The organism is Alteromonas sp. LOR (assembly GCF_000753865.1).
GTDB lineage: Bacteria > Pseudomonadota > Gammaproteobacteria > Enterobacterales > Alteromonadaceae > Alteromonas.
Genome location: NZ_JQFW01000049.1, coordinates 179,606 through 201,804, shown reverse-complemented (window position 1 = coordinate 201,804; position 22,199 = coordinate 179,606). Strand labels below are relative to the sequence as shown.

Below are 22,199 nucleotides of genomic sequence, written 5' to 3'. Positions count from 1 at the left end.
TAATGCAAAATCAACCGCCTGTTAATCGCTATAGATTGACTAAGCAAGTGACGCTATGGTTTGCAGTCAGTCAATCTAATTAAACACGTATTGGTTGAAATCGATATTGGCAGCATTAGCAACAACCTTCACTCGATTGCTTGCACCTAATTTTTTCAAAATAGAAGACACATGAGATTTCACGGTGGTTTCCGAAATGTTCAATTCGTAGGCTATCACTTTATTTGCAAGCCCCTGAGTAAGATATTTGAGGACTGCAAGTTCTTTGCGTGTCAGCGAGCGGATCTGCTCCGGAGAGATGCCATTTTCTCTGTTCGTGCGGTTTCGCGAAGTCGGTGTTCGCAATATCTCAGATGGTAAACATACATTACCTTCAAAGATAGACTCTACAGAACTTGCAATTTCTTCAATTTTACTACTTTTGCTAATAAACCCAACCGCGCCGTAGGAAATAGTTTGCAGAATATTTTGCTTTTCAGATTCCGCAGAAATAATGACCACTGGTATATTTGGATGCTGATTGCGAATTTCTAGTAAACCATTTAGACCGCAGGTTTCAGGCATGTTCAGATCAAGCATGACGAGATCGAAGGCAGCGTCTTGCTCTAGAGCTTTAATCGCTTCATCTATCGAACTGGCTTCCACTGCTTCAGAACCAGGAAACTTTTTACCAAGAATGGTAACCATGGCATGACGAAAAATGGGATGATCGTCGATGATTAAAACCTTATACATACTCAACCCTCAGCTAAAAAGCGCTAAGTCAACGCTTTTATCATTACTAACTCACATGTTATTATGATAAATATTAACATATTTATTACATTATGCAGGTGAGTTAATACTAAAAGCTTAGATCAAAAAATGCTTAGTATGTAGAAATTTAATTTGTTGGTTCTAAATACTATCAAGCAGCTGCTTGCGTTTTTGTTGGTACTCCTCTTCACTTATCAATCCCGCGTCTTTAAGAGCATTGAGTTTTTCAAATCGATCCACGATGTCATCAGATTGATTTTTTAAAATAGAATCCGTAGGTTGCTGATCCCTGCCTGTGTTTTGTTTTCTAGCTACCTCGTTTTCGTCTGAATGTTTACTCGTAACGTGAGGCTGTAACTTTGTAACCGCTGATTTTGTTGCTAATACTGTGGCAGAAAGTAAATCAACAACAACCCATTCCGCTCGGTCATCGGTTTTATACGAGAACGCATCGGTGCCAAATACAAGCGGTTTATCAAAACCAAATTTTACTGGCTCACGACTTCCGTGGTTAAAAGTGTACGCCACTAGCCCCTGTCGAGTTGGATCGTAAGCCATTTCATATGCAGCGTTTGCGACCTTGTCATGGTCGCCAATAATTAAATTTAACGTATTGTCGGTAATAAATATTCGACCAGCGGTATAGTAAGTGCTGGTTTTTATTCCACCTAGCGATGGCTGTTTTCTCCCTAGCGCAAAGATAATATCTTCATGTGCTGATGCTTGTGATAGTGCACGAGAAATATGTTTGGAGAGAATTGATTGTTGCTTCACCGAAAATAACGGGACGTTAGCGTCATAGTTTTGTATTGAGATTGACGAAAATATTTCGTTAAGTACCAAATCTGAAATACTATACGGGTGGTTATTAGTAATATTCACATTTTGCTTTTCTTCAATAACTTTGGTTTGTATGAAATTATTTTTCCCCTTTTTCCATATTATCTTTTCCTCCGCAAGCGATGGAGAAATTAAAAATAAAAATAACAAATTTATTAGCGCTATTTTTTTTAATTTTGAATTTGTCATTTTTAATTTCCTTGTAAAATAAGCGATAAGAATAATCGGTGTTTCTTATCGCTATGTAGTGTGATTTTTAAAAGAAAAGGGTACCACCTAACATGAATAAAGTAAGGTCTTCGGCACTATTGTAAAGTGCTTGTGCATTAGATGACCCTTCGATATCCAAACTGAGGTTTTCATATTTTCCATAGATTAAAAATCTCGAACTGAAATATTGTTCCGCTGCAACACCCCATTGGGTAAGTTGCGAGCCTGTCACACCATCTAAGTGTGCCATACCATACTGATCATTATAGCTTGCATATTCGGCATAGAACGCCGAGTCACCAAAACGATTGAACTGTTTTCTAATCCCTGCTTTAAAGTAGTAGGCATCAGTATCATCACCTGAACCCGCTATTGCATCCTCTGCTTCTTCCATTTGATAGGTGGCAACACCAAAGAAGCCCGATTTAATATGCATTAAGCCCGCTTGCATTTGTAGCGTTGAAGAGCTGTTTCCTCCAACGTTGGCACCGCCATCTTTATTTACAGAATAACCAGCGTTGACATTTGTCTTGATTCCATCATGTTCTGCAGAATACTTTACCGCGATGTCATAAATTTCGTCGTTTGCATAACCTACAGCAACACTAAAGTCACCGAATTGCGGCAAGTCGTAACGCACCCCGTTTCGATAGATACCGTTACAGTCTATGCCTATTCCTAATCCAGGTGTTGCCAGACACTGCGCAAACTGTCCCCATGTGCCGTTGGTTGAACTGTCATCTACGCCACGAATAAAAAAGCCATTTGCCCTGAATAAGACGGAAATGCCCGACCAGATAGTTCCCGAAGGGTCTGCCAGTACGGCAATGTTGTCCGTTGGCATGCTCTGTAAGCCCACAGTGACTTTCCCCCAGTCCCCACCAATATATAAGCTGCTACCAAGAAGACCGATATCTCCACCATTGAATGTGTCTAGGTTATCTTGATTAGCAAAAAGCAGTGGAGTTTGTTGTCCTCCCCCGGCAAAATTAGGCGTTCCTGACAGTGGCTCAACAATCACCTCAAAACCAACGTCTAAACCTTGTTCTTCAAGTGAATAGTTGCCTGATAACGTAATTCTACTACCGAGTGTGGTTCCATTATCAGATAATTGTGCAACGTCGCTACCTTCACCATCATCATAATATGTTAAACCTTCATTAATCCATCCTGAAATATTCCAAGAATAATTTGGTTCTTCAGCGTAAACATTGCCACTCACTGTGCTAATTACGGCAATGGATAACAACGATCTTGCAAATATTTTATGTTTCATTTTAGTGTCCCAGTGTTGGTTTAATCATGCGTTATAATTGTTATGTCGCTACTTATTAATTTTGTGTTACATAAAATTAAATAATAGTTTTCTAACAGTTTTGAACCATAGGACGTAAGGTGAGTAAATCTCGTTCTTTAGTAGCGGGAAGAATATCGAGTGTGTAATTTACAGTTATGTTTTAAATAAGCGGTCAAGCCAAATTTCTCGCGCGTAAGAACTAACGTCTTGCGCACCATAAACATATCTCTTGGAATTATGCGTGCCCACACCCATTGCGTAACATTCACCTTGTGTGCGTGGCTGCCAGAAGGCAGCCGAACGCAGTAATTTAATGAGTGTATTTGTGCAAACATGGGTAATTTCGTAAACCCAGTGGCCATCGTTTGCGACAAATTTATCCACGCTATTCGACATGTCTGCTATTGGCCTCAGCAGGCGCGGTAAGGGAGGGAAGTGACTTACACTCAATAAGTCTGCATGTTTCTTCGCAAACACAGAAGGGTGGCAGTAAATATGCGGTTTAAAATAAATAGCGTTTGCGCTTTCAAACCGTGCACAAGTACTGATATGCGGTTCTAACAAATACGTTTTTAAAGGAGAGGGGTGACCGAGTTTTTGGTCTTTACGATTTGTGTATTGACATATGGCGTCTTGAACGACTGAGGGAAGTTTACTGTCAACAAACTTCAGAGCCTTAGCTTGTATTGTTCTCTCTACGCTTAACAGGTGATCAACTACCGTTTGTTTCAACGCGTCTAGAGAACAGTGTATAGGGTCATGAGGTATAAGTCGTAATGCAAACTGTCCTAGGTGGTTTATTTCATCATCGATGATTATTTCTGCGTTGTCGTGCACGACGTCATTAAGTGCAAGTAAACAACACTGCAGGTCGGCAATATAACAAGCGGGTATCCACCATGTAAAAACAGGCGTACTTTCTGTCAGTGGCGGGTGATGTCGTTTTTCAAATGGATAAATAGGAGTATTGATATACTTATCAGACTGGCAATGCTGGAGTATTATCGTTTGGCAGTGTTTAAATGTGGCTCGCTCTGGCGATGCTATGAATACGTCGATATTGCTATCGGTATACCATTTTTGTTTATATGCTATTAATGCTTCGAACGTTATAGTGTTAATGGTATGTGTAAACCCGCCAGCGTGCCGGTATGCTTGTTCACCTGTATCGCCTATTCGAATAGCTGCCTGTTTGCTATACCTTTGGCATCGTTCTAAAAGTTGTAATTCATTAAAGATGACGCCGCTGCGCTCTGTTTCAAATTGTGAATAAGTATAATAGTGACACCGTAAACCATGATACAGATAGTCGACGGCAGTGCTTAATAAAGCTTCGTTGTCCGTAGTAACATAGAAGAAGGTTGCGTTAGCATGCGTTGTGGCATTAATGCTAAGCGGTAATAGACTGTTAGCAACAAAAAGTTCGTGATCGGCTGGATAAGGCAATGAACCCCTAAAACACATATGTTCTGCTAAATGTGACAGGCCTGAGTGTTCAACTGCTGGCGTATTAACTGCGAATATAACAGCGTAAGTCGCGTTGTCTATAGCTTCATCTAACGAAGATGTGTTGGTTTTACTGCGGCGATGTTTGACTGAAACCGCTGTGGTGTCAATAAAATGAAATTGCATTATCAATACAATATCAAGAATCGACGACTGCGATGTCTATACCGCGTTCAACATAGCGATACTTAAGTGCCGTCGATGCTTTGCTACCCGCTTTATCAGTAATACTTTTCATCATATGGTGATCTGGCGATTTGCTACACACTGGATCTGTTTTATACATATCGCCAGTTAGCATATAAGCCTGACATCGACAGCCGCCAAAGTCTTTAGATTTTTCATTACAGCCTTTACAAGGAGATTGCATCCAGTTGTCGCCACGAAAATGGTTGAAGCTAAAGTCCTCATGCCAGATATCACGCAGGGAGCTATTTTTTACGTTAGGAAATGTAAGCGGTAAAATTTTTGCACTATGGCATGGCAGTGCGCTGCCGTCAGGCGTTACCGTAAGAAAAGTTGTTCCCCATCCGTTCATACACGCTTTCGGGCGATCTTCATAGTAGTCAGGTGTGACAAAAATAAACTTAGGGCCCCCGCTTTGTGCATCTCTATAACGATTTACGGCGCTTTCGGCATGCTGTAGCTGGGCTTTTGTCGGCAGAAGATGGTCGCGGTTTTCATAGGCCCAACCGTAATATTGAACGGTTGCGAGCTCTACAAAGTCAGCGTTAAGCTGAGTGCTCAAAGCCATGACCTCTTCGATTTCGTGAATATTTTGCGCGGTAATACAAAAATTTAACACCATCGGATATTCATACTGTTTGACCAGCTTAGCAATTTTTAGCTTTTGCTCGAAAGAATGGCGTTTGTTACCAATTAGATCGTTCACCTCAGCATTGGCTGATTGAAAACTCAGTTGAATATGGTCGAGCCCTGCCTTTTTTAACTTAGCAATGCGTTTTTCTGTCATGCCAATGCCAGAGGTAATTAAGTTGGTGTAAAAACCAAGATTTCTGGCGTAGGCAACTAGGTGCTCTAAATCTCTGCGCAGTAAAGGCTCACCGCCTGAAAAACCTAATTGAACAGCTCCCATTTCTCTGGCCTGAGTTAATACGCGCTCCCAATCTGATGTAGAGAGTTCATTGAACGTTTCCTCCATGTTGACGGGGTTGGAACAATAAGGGCAGTGCAAAGGGCATTGATAAGTGATTTCAGCAAGCAGCCACAGCGGCGGTGTAATCGAAGTGGATGTCGTATTGTTAGGCGTCATATAGTATCCACCTTTTCTCTTCTGCATGAGTTAAAAATTCTCTGACATCCTCCTCGAGGTCTTCTGGGGCGTCGGGGAAGTTTTCTCTAAGTAATTCGCATATTTCCGCGTCGGTTTTTTTGCCATCAATACAGGTAAGGATCTCTGCGGCTGATGGGTTTAACTTTATCATTCCCTCAGGAAAAAGTAGTACATAGCATTGTTGTGCATGTTCAAATTGCAGCCTGAATAATGTGTTAAGCTTAGGTGTACGAACAAACTTTTCAGACATCAAAACCTCCCTTTATGGCACACGCGTTGGTCTGCGATACCATCAAACGGCTTTCTTCCGTACTCATAGGCAAAGCAAATGGCATCGGCAATACTCCACAAAATATCAATTTTAAATTGAAGTATATTCAATGCTTTTTCTTGCTGTTTGCGCGTTACAAAATTCTCTAACGTGATTTGCAATCCGTGAGCTACATCTCGGCGCGCTTGACTTAGCCGCATTTGAAAGTAACTAAAACCGTCGCTATTTATCCAAGTGTAGTGTGTGGGCCATGTATCGAGTCGACTTTGATGAATTTCGGGTGCAAACATTTCGGTAAGTGATGAACACGCAGCCTCTTCCCACGAAGCGCGCCGCGCAAAGTTTACGTACGCGTTAACAGCAAACTTTACGCCTGGTAACAAATGCGTTTCATCAAGCAGTTCACTGCGATTGAGTCCTACTGCTTCGCCTAATCTCAGCCAAGCCTCGATACCACCCAAGCCTTGCTCTCCATTGCGACCGTCGTGGTCAATAATGCGTTGGATCCAGGACCGTCTTACCTCTTGCTCTTCACAATTCGCTAATATCGCAGCATCTTTGACTGGAATAGCCATCTGATAGTACAGTCTGTTCGCTACCCATCCCTGAATTTCTTCCTTGCTGCACTTGCCTGCATTCATGCGTTTATGAAAGGGGTGGTGTATGTGATAATAGGCTCCCTTTGCGCGAAGTTTGGCTTCAAATTCTGCTTTTGTCCATGCTTGTTCAGACATACTACACCTCTATTTCCATACCATCGAAAGCGAGTTCAATACCTTGTTGTCTCAGTTCACGATTGGCTTGTGAGTCTTCGTTAAGTACAGGGTTGGTATTATTAATGTGAATAAGTATTTTACGTTTTACTTCAAACTCTTTGAGCAGCGCAATGGCGCCATTTGGGCCGTTAACCGGCATATGCCCCATATCGGTTCCCAGTTTTTGACTAAAACCGTGATCAATCATTTCTTCATTTACCCACAGGGTGCCATCAAATAGCACGCAGTCTGCTTCGGCCATGACGTTTTTCACCACGCTGTTGGCTTGCATACATCCTGGTGCATAAAACACACTTTTTCCTGAGTGATCATCGGTAATTTTTAGACCAATGTTATTACCAGCAACAATGTTGTCCCGATATTTTGAGTACGGTGGGGCATTCGATTCCAGAACGACGGGCTGAAAAGTAAGTCCCTCTGCTCCCGACGGAACAAAAGACTTATTAAACTCGGTGCTTATGGTGTGTTGATGTAGTCCGCCGTGCCAGTGTTTTAGCACGGTGAATAGCGGAAAGCTGGTGGTTAAATCTTCCTTAACGACGTCAGTGCAATAGACAGGTAAAGGCAGACCTTCACGCAACGTTAATAGTCCTGTTGTATGATCGATCTGGCTATCGGTAAGCACTATCGACGATATACGTGTGCCCCTCGTGACAGAAGTTTCCGGCCATAATTGTGAGTGTCGATTTATTTGTTCTCGCAAATCAGGGGAAGCATTGATAAGTACCCACTGTTTTTTATTGGCACTGACAGCAATACTAGATTGAGTGCGGGGTCTGGTGTTAATGGATCCCGTGCGTAACCCTTTACAGTTAGGACAATGACAATTCCACTGCGGGAAGCCACCACCTGCGCCAGCACCGAGAATTAATACGAACATAACAACTCCATTGTGCATTTAAAAAGGCTGCCTAGGCAGCCTTTTTAACACTACGTTCAAAAGCGATAAAACTTAGCGATTACTAATATAAAGCGTAACTTCAAAGCCAAGACGCATTTCAGTGTACTGAGGTTTTGTCCACATAAGTGTTTCCTTCTTTAACCAATTAAACTCATGTTTGAGTATATGTTGATTATCTGTTAACGGCTATCCTCCTATAGGAGGAAAACTATCATGACTTTTGAGGGGTATTTAGCAATTCGCTCCTTTGGCGTGCGACATAATATAATCAAGTAGCAGCGGGATTGGGCGGCCTGTGGCAGACAATGAAGTACCGTATTTAAAGCCAGTGCCTGCAATATCAATGTGCGCCCAAGGCGTGTTCTGGGCAAAATTTGATAAAAAGCAGCCAGCGGTGATTGCTCCAGGAGAATTTTTTCCTGCGTTTAGCATATCTGCATGCGTAGAGTTGATGGCCTCGTGATATTCTCGCCATAACGGGAAGGGCCAGACCTCATCGCTACTTCGCTCCCCGGCGAGCAGTAATTCACGTTCTAGTTGATTGTCATTACAAAATAACGCACTGCAATGATGGCCTAAAGAGGTAATAGCTGCGCCCGTTAAGGTTGCGATATCAATTATGGCGCTGGGACTAAAGTCTTTACTGTATGAAATGGCGTCGGCTATCAGCATTCGTCCTTCGGCATCTGTGCTCATCACTTCGATGGATTGTTTGCTGGCGGTTTGAATTATATCGCCAGGCCGATATGCGTTACCATCAATGCTGTTGTCTGCAGTAGCCAGAATTCCAATAACGTGACATCTCACTTTCAGTACAGCAAGCGTATGCATAAGACCAATAACACAGGCGGCGCCTGTCATGTCATAAATCATATGTCGCATATTCGCATCGCGTTTTAGTGTTATTCCACCGCTATCAAAAGTAACACCTTTGCCAATGATAACCAGAGGCGGGGTCTTGTGCTCATTGCATTGATCTTGTGGAATGCCATTATAGCTAATAATGGGCATTGAGGCTGAAAAGCAAGAGCCTGCGTTCACCGCCAGATATGCGTTCATATCTCGCTTTGCTAGCATCGCCTCGTTAAGCACTTGTACTGATATTGATGAGAATTGCTGCTGAAGTTTTTGTGCTTCATTGGCGAGAAAGCCGGGCGTGCAAATATTTGCTGGCATATGCGCAAGGTCTTTAGCGCGTTTTACTCCATAAGAAAGGGCATTTTCACGATTAATCCAGTATTGAACACGCCCTAGCGATGTATCATCGCGATAGCACCATTCTGGCAACCACAGCGAAAGGGTAAGGCGCTCTTTTTTCTTATCTAACAGCGTCGACTCTGTATCACTAGCGCTTGTTTTGTAACCTGGGAATTGGTATTCCAACGCCGACATACTGCGTGCAAGTAAAGTAATAATGTTGACAATTTTATCCGAAGCATGAGGTTGCGGCGTTTTTTCGACAACAGTGTAAGGACGTTGATATTGATGTTCAACAACAAGCTTTTCCAACAAATAATCGGATAACACAACATGCACATCAGTCAAGTTGTGGGAATGGCGTTTCAGCATGTCAAAAAAACAGAAAAATTGGCGTAACAATGTCCTCTGAGAAGAGTGAGTTTCATCTAAACCAAAAAAACACAGGCGCTTCGCGGTAAGGCCACTGGGGCGATGAAGCAGTAAGAACTGTTTAGGCTCGCCAACAAATCCCTCATCGCTCATCACGGTTTCAGTGAATACTCGGGTCTCGGGGGGAAAATCTTCGAGCTGTCTGCGTAGCATATTGGCAGTGGTAAAAATAATACAACAATCGCTCTCTGCCAGTTTAAGGTGCTCTGGGAGCTTTGCTATTTGGATGGTCAAGATAAACGTCCTTTAGATGTCTTGGGACGAAAACTTCTTACCGCAAGCGAAAATGTAATGCTGGTAAGTACAATAATCGTAACAAGGTCGTAAAGCGCGAGTTTTTCATAAAGGCTAAATCGAAGGAGTTCCACGCCAGTGGTAAACGGGTTGAAGGCACAAATACGGTAGAGCCATTCACTGGCCTCGCGCATTTTCCAAAGCGGGTAAAGCGCACTCGAGAGAAAAAAGAGCGGGAAAATAATAAAGTTCATTACACCGGCAAAGTTTTCCAGTTGCTTAATATAATTTGCTAGGAGCAGTCCTAAGGCGCCTAGAAAAAGTGACAACAGCATTATTATTGGAAAGGCGTATAAGTATCCCAATAGAGAAAGCTCAACATCAACGATTAATGCAAATGCGAAGAAAATATAAACTTGAACAGCCGATACCAGCGTATTAGCAATTAATTTAGACGCCATTAGAAATGCCCGTGGAACAGGGCTCATCAATAGTACTTTCATACTCCCCATTTCACGGTCGTAAACCATAGAAAGTGAACTTTGCATACTGTTGAATAGCACAATCATGGCAGCGAGACCCGGTACAATATATTCTTCATAGAGGATATATGACGAATAAGGCTCAGTCATGGAAAGCCCAAGCGCAGAACGAAAGCCAGCAGCAAAGACGAATAGCCAAAGTAGGGGACGCACTAGAGCACTGAGCAAGCGAGTACGTTGCTGCCAGAACTTAAGCATTTCTCTTGTTAATACGCCAATAAAACAACGCCAATACATTATTGATTCTCTGTGATTAAATATTGCCACAAAGCGTCAATATTGGGCTGCTTATGAACGCTTAACAGCGTGCTACATATATCGTCTGAGACAATGCTTCCTTTAAAAAGTATCACAAGATGGTCGTCACTATGAACTTCTTCAAATAAATGCGTGGCCCATAAGACGCTCATAGGTCGCTGCTGTGTTAAATTTTTTACTACAGACAAGATCAGCTGCCTCGATGCCATATCCAAACCAACAGTAGGTTCATCGAGGAGCAAAATAGATGGGTTGTGAATAAGACAACGTGCAAGTTCTACCCGCCGTCGATGGCCGCCATTTAAGTTTCTCACTTTTGTGCTTAAACGTTCTTTTAATTCAAGTTTTTCAAGCAAAGTAGAAATTCGTTGGAGCGCTTTTTTTTCACTTATTCCGTGCAGCGAAGCAAAGTAGCTTAAGTTCTGCTGCACGGTTAAATCGATATCTAATGTGTTTTGCTGAAACACCACTCCCATATTAGCCATGATGGTATTACGTGAATGGTGAAGTGACTGACCGTCAAAAGTGATGTCGCCCTGTTCAATTTTTTGCAAGCCAGTGAGTAACCCAAACAGCGTGCTTTTGCCAGCACCGTTAGGGCCGAGTAACAGTGTAAAACCCCTTGGAAGTGTAAGTGTGACGTTTTTTAGCGCTTTGCTTGTACCATAATGATGCGACAGCTTGTTTATCATTATTTGCATAGGTGACTCAACTGAAAAGTTAGTCGCATGGCTGGTTCGCAATGATGCTCAATTATTGCCATTTTACTGCTACTCCCCAAGGGTAGCGACCCACTTTGATCGTGTGTTCTACATCGAGAGAATGGGTGTTGATAACCGATACGTCACCACTGACACCATTCGTTGTTAGCATTAAAGATTCATCCTGATTGAAAGCAAGTTGCCATACGCGGCGTCCCACCAAGATATAATCAACTATCTCGTATGTATCGGTGTTTATAACAGCCACCCTATTAGCAGGCCCAAGTGCAACAAATGCATAGGGTTTTGACTTCATTAAAACAATGCCAACAGGCTGTATCTTATCTCGATAGACTCCTTTGATATCAAAAGAGATGGTTTTTAGTTTTTGTTTCGTTTTAGTATCAAAAATGGAAACAGTGCCCCCAATCTCTGAACTTACCCAAAGTAAGCTATCATCGTGGTTAAAGTGAGCATCTCTTGGCCTAGCATCGACTAGGCTATTAGCGATATTTTCATGGTTTTGGGTATCTACCCAATGCACCATATTCGTTGTCTCAGACGTCACTACCATAAGGTTTCCATCATGGCTAACAGCAAGCCCTTCAGGCTCCACACCTACATCAATTTGGGCAACTACCGAACTAGTGGGAATATCAATTACGGTAAGAAGCGCATCATCTTCATTGGCCGTATATATAGTGTTCCCATTAGGGTGTAATGCTATAGTTTCCGGATCGGCTCCCGAGGGTAAATCACCAACAATAGTGTGGGTAGATAAATCCATTATTTGGATGCGATCCGCATCAGATGCGCAGATATATGCCTTGGCGTGATCGGCACTTAATATAAATCCTCTCGGACGTTCACCAATCTCAATAGTATCAACGACATCAAAGAGATTCATATCAATAATAGACAGTGTATTGTCTTTTTCATTTGTCACGTAGGCTTGTGGTAATGCATGGGCAAATACCGAGAAAAAGCAAAAAATATATAAAACGTTGAGCCGCATAGTAAATCCTCAATCTAAGGGGGGCACGCCGAGCTTCTATTGCCAGTTGATTGTGTATTGCCGAGAGTATCTAATTCATTGGATTGATGAAGAAAACCAGGCAAAGGAGCGTGAATAACTAATGCGTCTTCATGTGCCAGCGCTATGGGCTGACGCAGCTGACCGGTTGCAGGCCTGAATGATAAGGGGCGACCTTTATACGCCGCGAGCGAAAAGTCATCGTTCACTATGGCATTATAAAGCCCCTCACTTGTCATAGGCGAGTGAGACTGTGCAGCCGCTGAGACGGTCATCACAGCAGCGTAAGCGGCGAAATCAATCTCATTCATGGGCCGCCGATAAGTCTCGACAAAGCGATTTTGAAGCTGTCGCGCCCCCCATTGCTCATGGGTAAAATGCCAGCCAAGTGGTTTTAAACCGGCAGAACCCACAATAGGAACAACGTGGTAGGTATTAAATGGCAAGCTGTAAGCAAAATTATTATTGAAATCGGCTGCGAAAATTGCGCTATAGGGTCTATCAGTTCGTGTAAATACAGGTATTTCAGCGAACGCTGCGCGTCTTAAATCAAAATTGCCATCCCATGCTTTTGTTTCAATGATGTTTAGCTTGAACTTGCGGGCGCTTTGCTCAAATGCAGATAAAAAAGCGAGATCATTCTCATGACTACCGTAAACCGCAAGTATGTTATTCAGCCGCTTTGTTCTAAACCACTGTGCCAAGGCGTCGGTTTTCATTTGAAAGCTAGGTGTCGTATGGAGTTGTTTTACGCCGCAAAGTTGTCGACGAATGTTGGCATTGTTGTTTGCTACGTTAATGAAAAGTGTGTCTGGTGCTATGTCGATAAGGAACGATAATACCGACATATAATTGGACGTAGGCGCATCAAGCAGCACAACAGCACTGCGATTGATGTCTTTAACAATAGGTGTTTCTGCTGCGGTAAGTGTATTTATTCTATGCGTGGTCAGCGCAAAATGATGACCAAGAAATTTACCGGTAATATTAGCGTCGTCAATTGCGAGTTTAGCGCCTGCTGTTCCGGTGCTATCTGGCGATAACAAATAGCTTGGGACGCCTGCTGGTGTGGTTTCATCAATTTTTATATATGTTATTGAAATTGCATCATGAGACGTTTTAGCGTTCAACGTGCTCGCAGAAAGCGGAATTTGCAACAGAACAAGTATAAAGCATACAAAAAAGGATGTTGCGTAAAAGCTTCTCTTTGACAGCAGTTCTCTGTATCTCACAAATCCAATCCCGTGATTAAAGTATGTTGAAAGAGTATATGTCATTATTCCCAAAGAAAATCCTCCTAAAGAAGGAAACCTATGGCGCTAAAGTAGCATTAGCGAAATCATGCGTAACCCTTACTATTTACTCATAATATATTTTGATGAGCAGCAGGTTTTGAATTACTTTTTGTCGATAAAAAATAGCTTTTTCCTGGTTATCGGTGTGCTATTAACCTTTAATGGTTCTTGTCGTTCATTAGACGATATTGTGAGCAGCGGGAAAATCAATGTTGCTGTCTACGCCGACTATCCGCCGTTTTCGTTTATAGATGATGATAAAGCAACGGGAATTGATATTGATATTGCGCGCAAGATTGCGGATGGACTTGGCGTGAAGCTCGAATTAACGTGGATGACGCCCGGTGAAACGACAGAAGACGACTTTAGAAATTACCTTTGGAAAGGGCATATTATCCATCGAAACAAAGCGGATGTGATGATGCGAGCGCCTTATGATCGGGCGTTTTCACAGAAGCGTGATGATGTGGGCTTGTTAGTAAACGAACTTGTACACATGTTTGCACCGTACCATCGAGAGAGTTGGCAAATTATTCACAACACACAAATTCTTCCTAAAGTAGAAACCATGGCGATGTTTCAATACCATACTATTGGTGCGGAAATAGATAGCATTCCTCATTTTTATCTTACATCCGCATTTGGTGGCAAATTAAGAGAAAATACGCTGCATTATTCGTCTAACGCAAAGGCGTTTAAAGCGTTAGAAGAGAGCGAGGTCGCCGCTGTTATGGGGATACGTTCGCAAATAAGTTATCTTAGTCAATTCGTTGATCGAAACCAATTTAGTCTGGCGACCAATGCGTTTCCATTGATAGGTAAGCAGAAATGGGATTTAGGGTTGGCCGTATTTAGTGATTATCGCGCGTTGGCCTACGAGATTGGTGATGTGATTACACATCTTGTGACATCGGGAGAGATGGAAAAGATTTTTCAACATTACTACGTTGTTTACGAGATGCCGCCCTATTATCAGCATTGACGGAATATTTCCTACCCATTCCTCCTACTAAAGAAGGGCACAAATCACACCGCGGGTGCATAGGAATAGACAATATCCGTGGCTATTCTAAACATAACAAATAGTCTGAAAGTCAGACCGCTCATGGCCGACATGCAATTAGGAAACGTTATGAATAATAAAATGCCACTCAAAAGAATAGCTCTTTCAATGTTGATTTGCGCCGGTACGTCGCTACCTGCACACGCCACAGTCACAGACAAAGATATACAAAATGACCACCTTACTACCGATGCGATAGTAACTTACGGAATGGGTTTACAGGCACAGCGTTTTAGTCCTCTAGACGCAATAAATAAAGAAACCGTGGAAGATGTAAGACCCGTATGGGCGTTTTCACTTGGTGGTGAAAAGCAGCGAGGGCAAGAATCTCAGCCAATGATTAAAGATGGCGTTATGTACGTAACGGGCTCTTATTCTCGTGTTTGGGCTATTGATGCAAGAACAGGTGAAGAAATTTGGCAATACGACGCCCGCTTGCCCGACGGCATTATGCCATGCTGCGATGTGATAAATCGAGGCGTTGCACTCTACGATAACCTTGTCATCTTTGGAACACTCGATGCAAAACTCGTTGCTCTAGATAAAGACACGGGCAAAACCGTGTGGTCGAAAAAAGTAGAGGATTATCGCGCGGGTTACGCAATCACGGCTGCTCCTATAGTGATAGATGGAAAAGTTATCACGGGTATTTCCGGCGGTGAGTTTGGCATTGTGGGTAAAGTTTATGCGTACGATGCGAAAACCGGCAAACAGGCATGGGTTCGTCCAACAGTTGAAGGGCACATGGGCTATATATGGGAAGATGGCAAGAAGGTTGAAAATGGTATCTCTGGCGGAGCTCCAGGGAAGACTTGGCCAGCAGATCTCTGGAAAACCGGCGGAGCGGCAACTTGGCTAGGGGGCACCTACGACCCCGATACAGGTTTGCTGTTTTTCGGCACAGGGAACCCCGCCCCGTGGAACTCACATCTTCGCCCGGGGGATAATTATTTCTCGTCGTCTCGATTAGCGATAGATCCTAAAGACGGCAAAATTGTTTGGCATTTTCAAACTACACCGCACGATGGGTGGGATTTTGACGGTGTTAATGAGTTGATATCGTTTGACTATGAAGAGAATGGAAAAACGATTAAAGCTGCAGCAACCGCAGACAGAAACGGTTTCTTTTATGTGTTAAACCGCGAAGATGGTGATTTTATTCGTGGTTTTCCTTTTGTCGATAAGGTTTCATGGGCAAAAGGGCTGGATGAGAATGGCCGTCCAATTTATGTTGACGAAAACCGTCCAGGAAGTCCGTCAAATTCAGCAGATGGCAAGAAGGGGTCTGAGGTCATTGCCCGTCCTGCATTCCTAGGTGGTAAAAACTGGATGCCCATGGCATATTCAAAGAACACCGAATTATTTTACGTACCATCGAATGAATGGGAAATGGATATTTGGAATGAACCAACTGCATACAAAAAAGGCGCTGCGTATTTGGGTGCAGGCTTCACTATAAAGTCAGTTAACGAAGATTTTATTGGCGTGTTAAAAGCAATCGACCCCAAAACAGGTGAAGTGGTATGGCGTTACAACAACTTCTCTCCGCTGTGGGGCGGAGTGTTGACAACCGCTGGGGGGCTAGTGTGGACAGGAAACCCAGAAGGTTACCTTATGGCCTTTGACGATAAGACTGGTGACGTGGTTTACAAGTTCCAAACAGGGTCTGGTATCGTAGGTTCACCTATTACATGGGAAATGGACGGAGAACAGTATATTTCAGTCTTGTCAGGCTGGGGTGGTGCGGTGCCGCTATGGGGGGGAGAAGTTGCGAAGCGAGTTAAGCACTTTAACCAAGGTGGAACTGTGTGGACCTTCAAACTGCCAAAGCGTTATGCGCAACTCGCTAAAAACTAGCTTAGCGTTTAACGCTAGTTTAACTGCGGTGCAATAATGAAAAAGCCGATGGACGAATCCATCGGCTTTTTACTATATCTAGTGCCGTAATTCATATCATAGGCTATTAGCTAGTGTTTGCTCTTTGTCCTCCCAAAGGAGGAGTCTTTCAAAACCAAAGTAGAGTTATACCGTTGTGCAGTCAACGTATAATACAAACATTGGCTTTTAAGGATACACTGATTATGAAAACTAAATTATCGTTACTGATTACGGCAATGTTATTCGCTGGAGGTATAAGCCAAGTGAGTGCACACGGTAATGTGACACCTCAGGGAGCGGACAGCTCTAATATGCCAAAAATAACGGAAGGTGATGAGGCAGATGATGGCTGGGTGTTTCAAAACCCGTATCGCCACGCAGGTGAAGAAATGAAAACTGAGATTGTTCAATTTGGTGAGTCCGCTTACGCAAATAACTGTGCTGGTTGTCATGGGTTGCATGCGCAGTCGGGCGGCATCAATCCAGATCTCAGAATGCTAGATCCCGAGAGCATTGAGGACGATGAATGGTACGTTGAACGTCTTCGTTTTGGTTCATCAAAAGGAATGCCGGCATTGGGCGGTATTCCTGAAGGTCAAGATGAACCAATATTAGACCAAGAGACGCTTTGGGCAATCAAAACCTACGTTGAAGCACGTCGTGTCGTTGCTATTGAAGAGGGCGAAATAGAAGCTTACTAATCAACAACACCCGATATTAATGAGCCGGAATGACCTGTTTCTTCCGGCTTTTTTCATTTTTAGCGTCCAATTATTTTTTAATTATTCATTTATTTTAAAAAAACGACGCGATATGGGAATAGTTAGTGCTACCAAAAAACGAGTATTCCTAGTACTTAGGGAGGATTTTTCTTGGGAGCGATCAAACGTACTCTTGATTGATAAGATAAGCACGTTAACCGAGTATAAAAAATGAACTTCAAAAGAAAAGCCCTCAATAGCGCCATCCTTACTGCGTTTTTCTCAATAACGTTTTCGTCCTATGCTGATAACACGGAAAAACAAAAAAATCCCTCAGACGTCAGCGACGTTGAGGTTGTTACTGTCTATGGCCTCTTACCACAGCAAACAGACAGCCTTACTGGCTCGTTTTCAATTATTGATGCAGCAGAACTATCACAACGTCGTCCTATTTCGAACCTTGAAAGAATGCGACTGATACCGGGCATTAATATAGTGGCTGATGGCAGCATGGGGTTCGATACTAATATTGGTTTTAGAGGGCAAAACCCCAGAAGAAGTGCGAAAGCAATGATTATGGAAGACGGTGTACCGCTTCAACTCGCACCCTACACTGATCCTGTAGTTCATTATACAACGCCGACGCCTGTCGTCAGCAGAATAGAAGTTATCAAAGGTGCCGGGCAAATATTATATGGCCCTCAAACGCTCGGCGGCGCAATAAACTTTGTAACAAAAGCGGTTCCCAGATCCAATGGTGTCGAGGGCGAAGTGAGCACTGCCGTTGGCAATCAAAGTCAGCAACTGCTGAGCGGAAGTGTTGGGTTTGGTAACGAACAAGGAGGTTTTGCTGTAGATTTTTCACAACACAAAGGTGACGGAATCTTTGCTGGTGGTGAGTTCAACGTAAAAGATTATCGTATAAAAGGTGAATTTGACATTTCCGAACGACAGACGCTAGGTATCAAATTTGTTCATACCAACGATCGTCGAAATCAAACGGAAAATTATCTTACTCGTGATGAATACGCGCAAGACCCCTTCAAACATCCTACTGTCGACATCGACCAATGGCAGCAGGATAGAGACGTAGTGCAAATTAAGCACGATTTTAGGGTAAGTGACAATTTCGCTCTACGTACCAGTGCGTACTATACCGAAAGCTTTCGCAATGGCCTAAGAGGCAGTAATAGCGGTAGAGAAGTGAATGGGCAATTTGAATCCCGTCTGCGTAACTGTGATGCGGTAGGTGATACTAATGATGATGGTAATCTAACAATATCTGATTTGGGTAATACCGACATTGATGTATGTGGTGGCCGTCATGCCCCTCGTCAATATTACACAGCCGGGATCGAGTCTCGCGCTGATTTTAGTCACACACTTTTGGGTTACGAAAGTGACAGTATCATCGGTATTCGCTATCACGAAGAGAGTGCACACCGTCAGCAAGTATTTGCGACTAATCGTGAAGAGAGACTTGATTACCAATTAGCCCTTGCTAATGATTCAGCTGATACCCGTCAAGGAACATTTTTAGACGCAGAGGCGGTGTCCTACTTTGCTCAAAATACACTTTATGTGGGGGAGTGGGCCATTTCACCTGGTTTTAGAGTGGAAGATGTAACGTCAACAGACGAGGATGAGTTTACAGGCAATATTGAAACGTTGAGTTTTACCGAGTTCTTACCGAGTTTGGGTGTTTCATGGTCAGGTATTCGCGATACAACTGTATTTGCGGGTCTACACGCCGGAATCTCGCCAGCAAGAGCAGATCGAGAATTTACTGACGAGGGCGGTCGAGCCGAGCCTGAGGAAAGTACACTATTTGAGTTAGGATTTAGAAGCCATTACTTTACAGGTATCTGGGCATCGGCGACATTTTTTCACAACGACATATCTAATACTATCGTGGATTTGGGCGCAACGTTTGAAAATAGCGGTGAGAGTGAGCAGCAGGGTTTTGAATTTGCATCGCGAGTAGATTTTAAAGATATCATAAACACCACTAATAACTTCTATATCTCAGCAGCTTATACCAATGTCTGGACGGCACGTTATGAAAAAGCGAGAAGAGCTGAAGATAACGGTAATAGAATGCAGTATGCGCCTAAGCACCTATTGAACCTTGACGTTGGCTATGAGCATATCAGCGGCGTTAGCGCTCGAATTGGATTACAGCATGTCAGTGAGCAGTTTGTTGATGATAGCAATACGACGGAAGAAAATGGCAGCGGTACAGAGGGCATTATCCCAAGCTATACTGTATGGAGCGGTACCTTGAACTACGACGTTGAAAATACCGGCGTTACCCTTTTCGCAAGTGTAGAAAACATGTTCAATAAAGAGTATCTGGTGAGTAGAAACGAGGGAAAGTTAGCAGGTCGTGAGCGTTTGTTTATGGCTGGCATTCGTTATGTATTCCAATAGCATCAACATAACAATGTAGACCCTCTATTTAGAAATTGGTGCTTGTTATTGGGTAGCTGTTAATAAGCAGCGTTGAAGTTATCAGGTATAGAGTAGGTTGTTTTCTTCAGCAGGGTAGCGAAAATAGCCTAAACTAACTGTAGAGAATTGAACTTTTGTTTACGGCAGGTCATCTGCGATAAGCGCTAGACTTGCCAGTTTTCAAAAATGTTATTGTCGATTTTCTAGAGGTATTACAGACATCATGCCGTTCAAGTTAGAAAACACCTACCAACAATTGTTTAACGAATTTGTTGTACATTGTCGGCCTGAGAGCACAGAAGATCCAACGCTTGTGTTTTTCAACCGACAACTAGCGTTAGAACAAGGACTACCTTTTACACAACTTTGTGAGCAACAGCTTACGTCTCTTTTTTCAGGTAATGCTTCGTTGCTTGACTATAGCCCTTGCGCACAGGGTTATGCGGGCCATCAGTTTGGTCAATACAATCCGCTGTTAGGTGACGGGCGTGCGCATATTCTGGGTGAGTTTGTCAGTGAAAAAAAGCGATTCGATCTTTGTCTAAAGGGGTCGGGAAGGACACCTTTTAGCAGAGGAGGAGATGGAAAAGCAACGTTAGCAAGCATGCTCCGAGAGGCAATAATGGCAGAAGCGATGAATGCGTTGCATATTCCTTCCACGCGCAGTTTGGCAGTGGTACAGACGAATGAGAGTGTATTCAGGGAACAAAGGCACGAAGGAGGGGTGTTAGCAAGGATAGCGTCGAGCCATATTCGCGTGGGAACCTTTCAATTCTTTGCACACCAAGGAAAAACATCCGATGTGCAAGAGCTGGCAGATTACGTTATCCAACGTCATTACCCCGTTTGCTCAAACGACGACGAACCCTATTTGGGGTTATTGCATGAAGTCGTGACTGCACAGGCTCAGCTTGTTGCAAAATGGATGTCGGTCGGCTTTATTCACGGCGTGTTAAATACCGATAATGTATCCATTGCTGGCGAGACAATTGATTATGGCCCCTGCGCGTTTATGGAGACATATGATCCCAAAACAGTATTCAGTTCGATTGATCATGATGGGCGATACGCCTACAACAATCAACCTGGCATCACACAATGGAATTTAGCGCGGTTTGCAGAAACCTTACTCCCTTTGTTGGGAGATGACATGCAAACTGCTGTTGATGCTGCCACCAATGCGGTGGATCAGTTTGCACAGCAATATCGGCAAACGTTTCATGAACACATGTGCGAAAAATTGGGATTCGATATCGCACGGTCGAACAGGGATATTCCTACTGAAGAGCAGTTAGTGGATGAGTGGTTAGCAATGTTAAAAGATCACAATATGGATTTCACACTCGCTTGGCATGAGTTAACTGAGTTATTGGAAGGCAATGATAGACGGTTGCGTGCACATATTGCCGATGATAAACGACTGAGCAACTGGATTGCGCAATACGCAGCATTAAATGATTTGAATATAACAAGTCATGATGAGCGTTATAAACGCCAGTTGTCTAATATCGTAGCGCGAATGCGTCATGTTAACCCAACGGTTATCCCCCGGAATCACCTTGTTGAAGAAGCGCTGGAGTCAGTGCAACGTGATGGCGACTTATCAAAATTCAACCTGCTCTATGAAAAACTAATGTACCCATTTGCCACCCTAGAGCATGATAGTGAATATTGCTCTCCTGCTCCCAAATACTTCACTCAATGCTACCGAACGTTTTGCGGTACTTAACAGAGGTTGTTGGTTATGAGATTGATTAACAAGTGTATTGCATTAATGATTATTTGCAGCGGGTTTTCAGTGGAAGCTAGTTCAGGATCTCTAAGTGACGAGTTTAAGCGGGCCCCCGATAATATAAAATTATACTTTGCTTACGCGGAATTCAAAATGGCTCATTACACAAAGGCAAAGCTGATGTGGGAAAACATTGAGGGAGAAGGCAAGCCCGAAGCCTATTTCAATTTAGGTATTTTGTATGAATTGGGTAAAGGTGTGGATAATGATCTCGCCATGGCGGTTAGTTACTACAGACAGGCAGCAGAATTAGGCAGTTTTTCGGGAGCTTACCAAATGGGACTGATGCACATGACTGCTCGTGAGTACGTCAGCAAAGAAGAATCTATTCAATGGTTGGGTGTTGCTGCCGAGCAAGGTGATAACGATGCTCTCGAGCTATTGATTGCTATGAGTTCCGACGAGATTGGTCCGCTAACAAAAGCAAGGATACTGATAGCAAAAGAGGAGTACAGTAGAGCTATTTCTTCACTGCTGCAATTAACGAATACATCAATAGGAGATAATAAAATACAGGGAAAAGCGTTTACGCAATTGGGCTGGATATACGAAATGGGAAAAGGTGTTGAGCCTGATCTTAATAAAGCTTCGTTCTATTTCAGTGAAGCGGCCAGGATTGGAGATCCTGAGGCTATGTATGCCTTGGCAGTTATGTATCTAACGGGAAAAGGTAAGGAGCAAAATAAAGAACTAGGCAATGAATGGATGCGAAAATCAGCCGAGTTGGGGTTTAAAAAAGCGCTAGGTAAACGATAGTACAGGTGTTTCGGG

The 22,199-nt window shown here is 43.1% G+C and carries 20 protein-coding genes; 6 read left to right on the top strand and 14 right to left on the bottom strand.

All coding sequences use genetic code 11. The features are described 5' to 3' along the window. Positions 1-75: 75 nt before the first annotated feature. The 14 genes from JV36_RS0114525 to JV36_RS0114465 form a co-directional block, all read right to left on the bottom strand. A complete protein-coding gene (locus tag JV36_RS0114525; protein ID WP_032097623.1) occupies positions 76-735 on the bottom strand; it encodes a response regulator transcription factor in 660 nt (219 codons plus the stop codon). A gap of 162 nt (positions 736-897) precedes the next feature. Continuing rightward, complete coding sequence (locus JV36_RS0114520) at positions 898-1,785, bottom strand: SHOCT domain-containing protein (protein ID WP_032097624.1); 888 nt, start codon at positions 1,783-1,785, stop codon at positions 898-900. A 67-nt stretch (positions 1,786-1,852) separates the two neighbouring features. Continuing rightward, positions 1,853-3,055, bottom strand: a complete 1,203-nt coding sequence (locus JV36_RS0114515; protein WP_235207855.1) for a porin — start codon at positions 3,053-3,055, stop codon at positions 1,853-1,855. Between the two features lie 201 nt (positions 3,056-3,256). Further along, positions 3,257-4,735, bottom strand: coding sequence for an insulinase family protein (locus JV36_RS0114510; protein WP_032097626.1), 1,479 nt, complete (start codon positions 4,733-4,735; stop codon positions 3,257-3,259). Positions 4,736-4,748: 13 nt separating this feature from the next. Then, entirely contained in the window at positions 4,749-5,882 is a 1,134-nt protein-coding gene (gene pqqE / locus JV36_RS0114505) for a pyrroloquinoline quinone biosynthesis protein PqqE (RefSeq protein WP_032097627.1), read from the bottom strand. Further along, entirely contained in the window at positions 5,872-6,153 is a 282-nt protein-coding gene (gene pqqD, locus JV36_RS0114500) for a pyrroloquinoline quinone biosynthesis peptide chaperone PqqD (protein WP_032097628.1), read from the bottom strand. Before pqqD ends, pqqE begins: the two co-directional genes overlap by 11 nt. After that, positions 6,153-6,908 carry a pyrroloquinoline-quinone synthase PqqC gene (pqqC, locus tag JV36_RS0114495; RefSeq protein WP_032097629.1) on the bottom strand — a complete coding sequence of 252 codons (756 nt, stop codon included), beginning with the start codon at positions 6,906-6,908 and terminating at the stop codon, positions 6,153-6,155. Before pqqC ends, pqqD begins: the two co-directional genes overlap by 1 nt. A 1-nt stretch (position 6,909) precedes the next feature. Continuing rightward, positions 6,910-7,830, bottom strand: coding sequence for a pyrroloquinoline quinone biosynthesis protein PqqB (gene pqqB, locus JV36_RS0114490; RefSeq protein ID WP_032097630.1), 921 nt, complete (start codon positions 7,828-7,830; stop codon positions 6,910-6,912). Between the two features lie 72 nt (positions 7,831-7,902). Beyond that, the gene (gene pqqA, locus JV36_RS19450; protein WP_073324441.1) at positions 7,903-7,974 is read right to left on the bottom strand and encodes a pyrroloquinoline quinone precursor peptide PqqA; all 72 of its coding nucleotides are present in this window, start codon (positions 7,972-7,974) and stop codon (positions 7,903-7,905) included. Positions 7,975-8,082: 108 nt separating this feature from the next. After that, a complete protein-coding gene (locus tag JV36_RS19285) occupies positions 8,083-9,714 on the bottom strand; it encodes a leucyl aminopeptidase (RefSeq protein WP_052010355.1) in 1,632 nt (543 codons plus the stop codon). Continuing rightward, positions 9,711-10,493 carry an ABC transporter permease gene (locus JV36_RS0114480; RefSeq protein ID WP_032097631.1) on the bottom strand — a complete coding sequence of 261 codons (783 nt, stop codon included), beginning with the start codon at positions 10,491-10,493 and terminating at the stop codon, positions 9,711-9,713. Before JV36_RS0114480 ends, JV36_RS19285 begins: the two co-directional genes overlap by 4 nt. Further along, complete coding sequence (locus JV36_RS0114475; protein WP_032097632.1) at positions 10,493-11,215, bottom strand: ATP-binding cassette domain-containing protein; 723 nt, start codon at positions 11,213-11,215, stop codon at positions 10,493-10,495. The genes JV36_RS0114480 and JV36_RS0114475 overlap by 1 nt, the downstream gene beginning before the upstream one ends. A gap of 52 nt (positions 11,216-11,267) precedes the next feature. Next, positions 11,268-12,230, bottom strand: a complete 963-nt coding sequence (locus tag JV36_RS0114470; protein WP_032097633.1) for a PQQ-dependent catabolism-associated beta-propeller protein — start codon at positions 12,228-12,230, stop codon at positions 11,268-11,270. A 14-nt stretch (positions 12,231-12,244) separates the two neighbouring features. Further along, positions 12,245-13,525, bottom strand: coding sequence for a hypothetical protein (locus tag JV36_RS0114465; protein ID WP_052010356.1), 1,281 nt, complete (start codon positions 13,523-13,525; stop codon positions 12,245-12,247). A 64-nt stretch (positions 13,526-13,589) separates the two neighbouring features. On the opposite strand from JV36_RS0114465, the gene JV36_RS0114460 reads away from it, so the two are divergent. From JV36_RS0114460 to JV36_RS0114430, 6 genes are all read left to right on the top strand, one after another. Continuing rightward, a complete protein-coding gene (locus JV36_RS0114460; RefSeq protein WP_081926638.1) occupies positions 13,590-14,525 on the top strand; it encodes a substrate-binding periplasmic protein in 936 nt (311 codons plus the stop codon). 150 nt (positions 14,526-14,675) lie between these two features. Then, a complete protein-coding gene (locus JV36_RS0114455; RefSeq protein ID WP_032097634.1) occupies positions 14,676-16,463 on the top strand; it encodes a PQQ-dependent methanol/ethanol family dehydrogenase in 1,788 nt (595 codons plus the stop codon). Positions 16,464-16,687: 224 nt separating this feature from the next. Then, positions 16,688-17,185 carry a cytochrome c-550 PedF gene (pedF, locus tag JV36_RS0114450; protein ID WP_032097635.1) on the top strand — a complete coding sequence of 166 codons (498 nt, stop codon included), beginning with the start codon at positions 16,688-16,690 and terminating at the stop codon, positions 17,183-17,185. Positions 17,186-17,416: 231 nt separating this feature from the next. Further along, positions 17,417-19,615: a TonB-dependent receptor family protein gene (locus tag JV36_RS0114440; protein WP_032097637.1), complete on the top strand. Its 2,199-nt coding sequence runs from the start codon at positions 17,417-17,419 to the stop codon at positions 19,613-19,615. A gap of 244 nt (positions 19,616-19,859) precedes the next feature. Next, a complete protein-coding gene (locus JV36_RS0114435) occupies positions 19,860-21,365 on the top strand; it encodes a protein adenylyltransferase SelO (protein ID WP_032097638.1) in 1,506 nt (501 codons plus the stop codon). Between the two features lie 15 nt (positions 21,366-21,380). Then, positions 21,381-22,184, top strand: coding sequence for a tetratricopeptide repeat protein (locus JV36_RS0114430; RefSeq protein ID WP_032097639.1), 804 nt, complete (start codon positions 21,381-21,383; stop codon positions 22,182-22,184). The last annotated feature ends 15 nt before the right edge of the window (positions 22,185-22,199 follow it).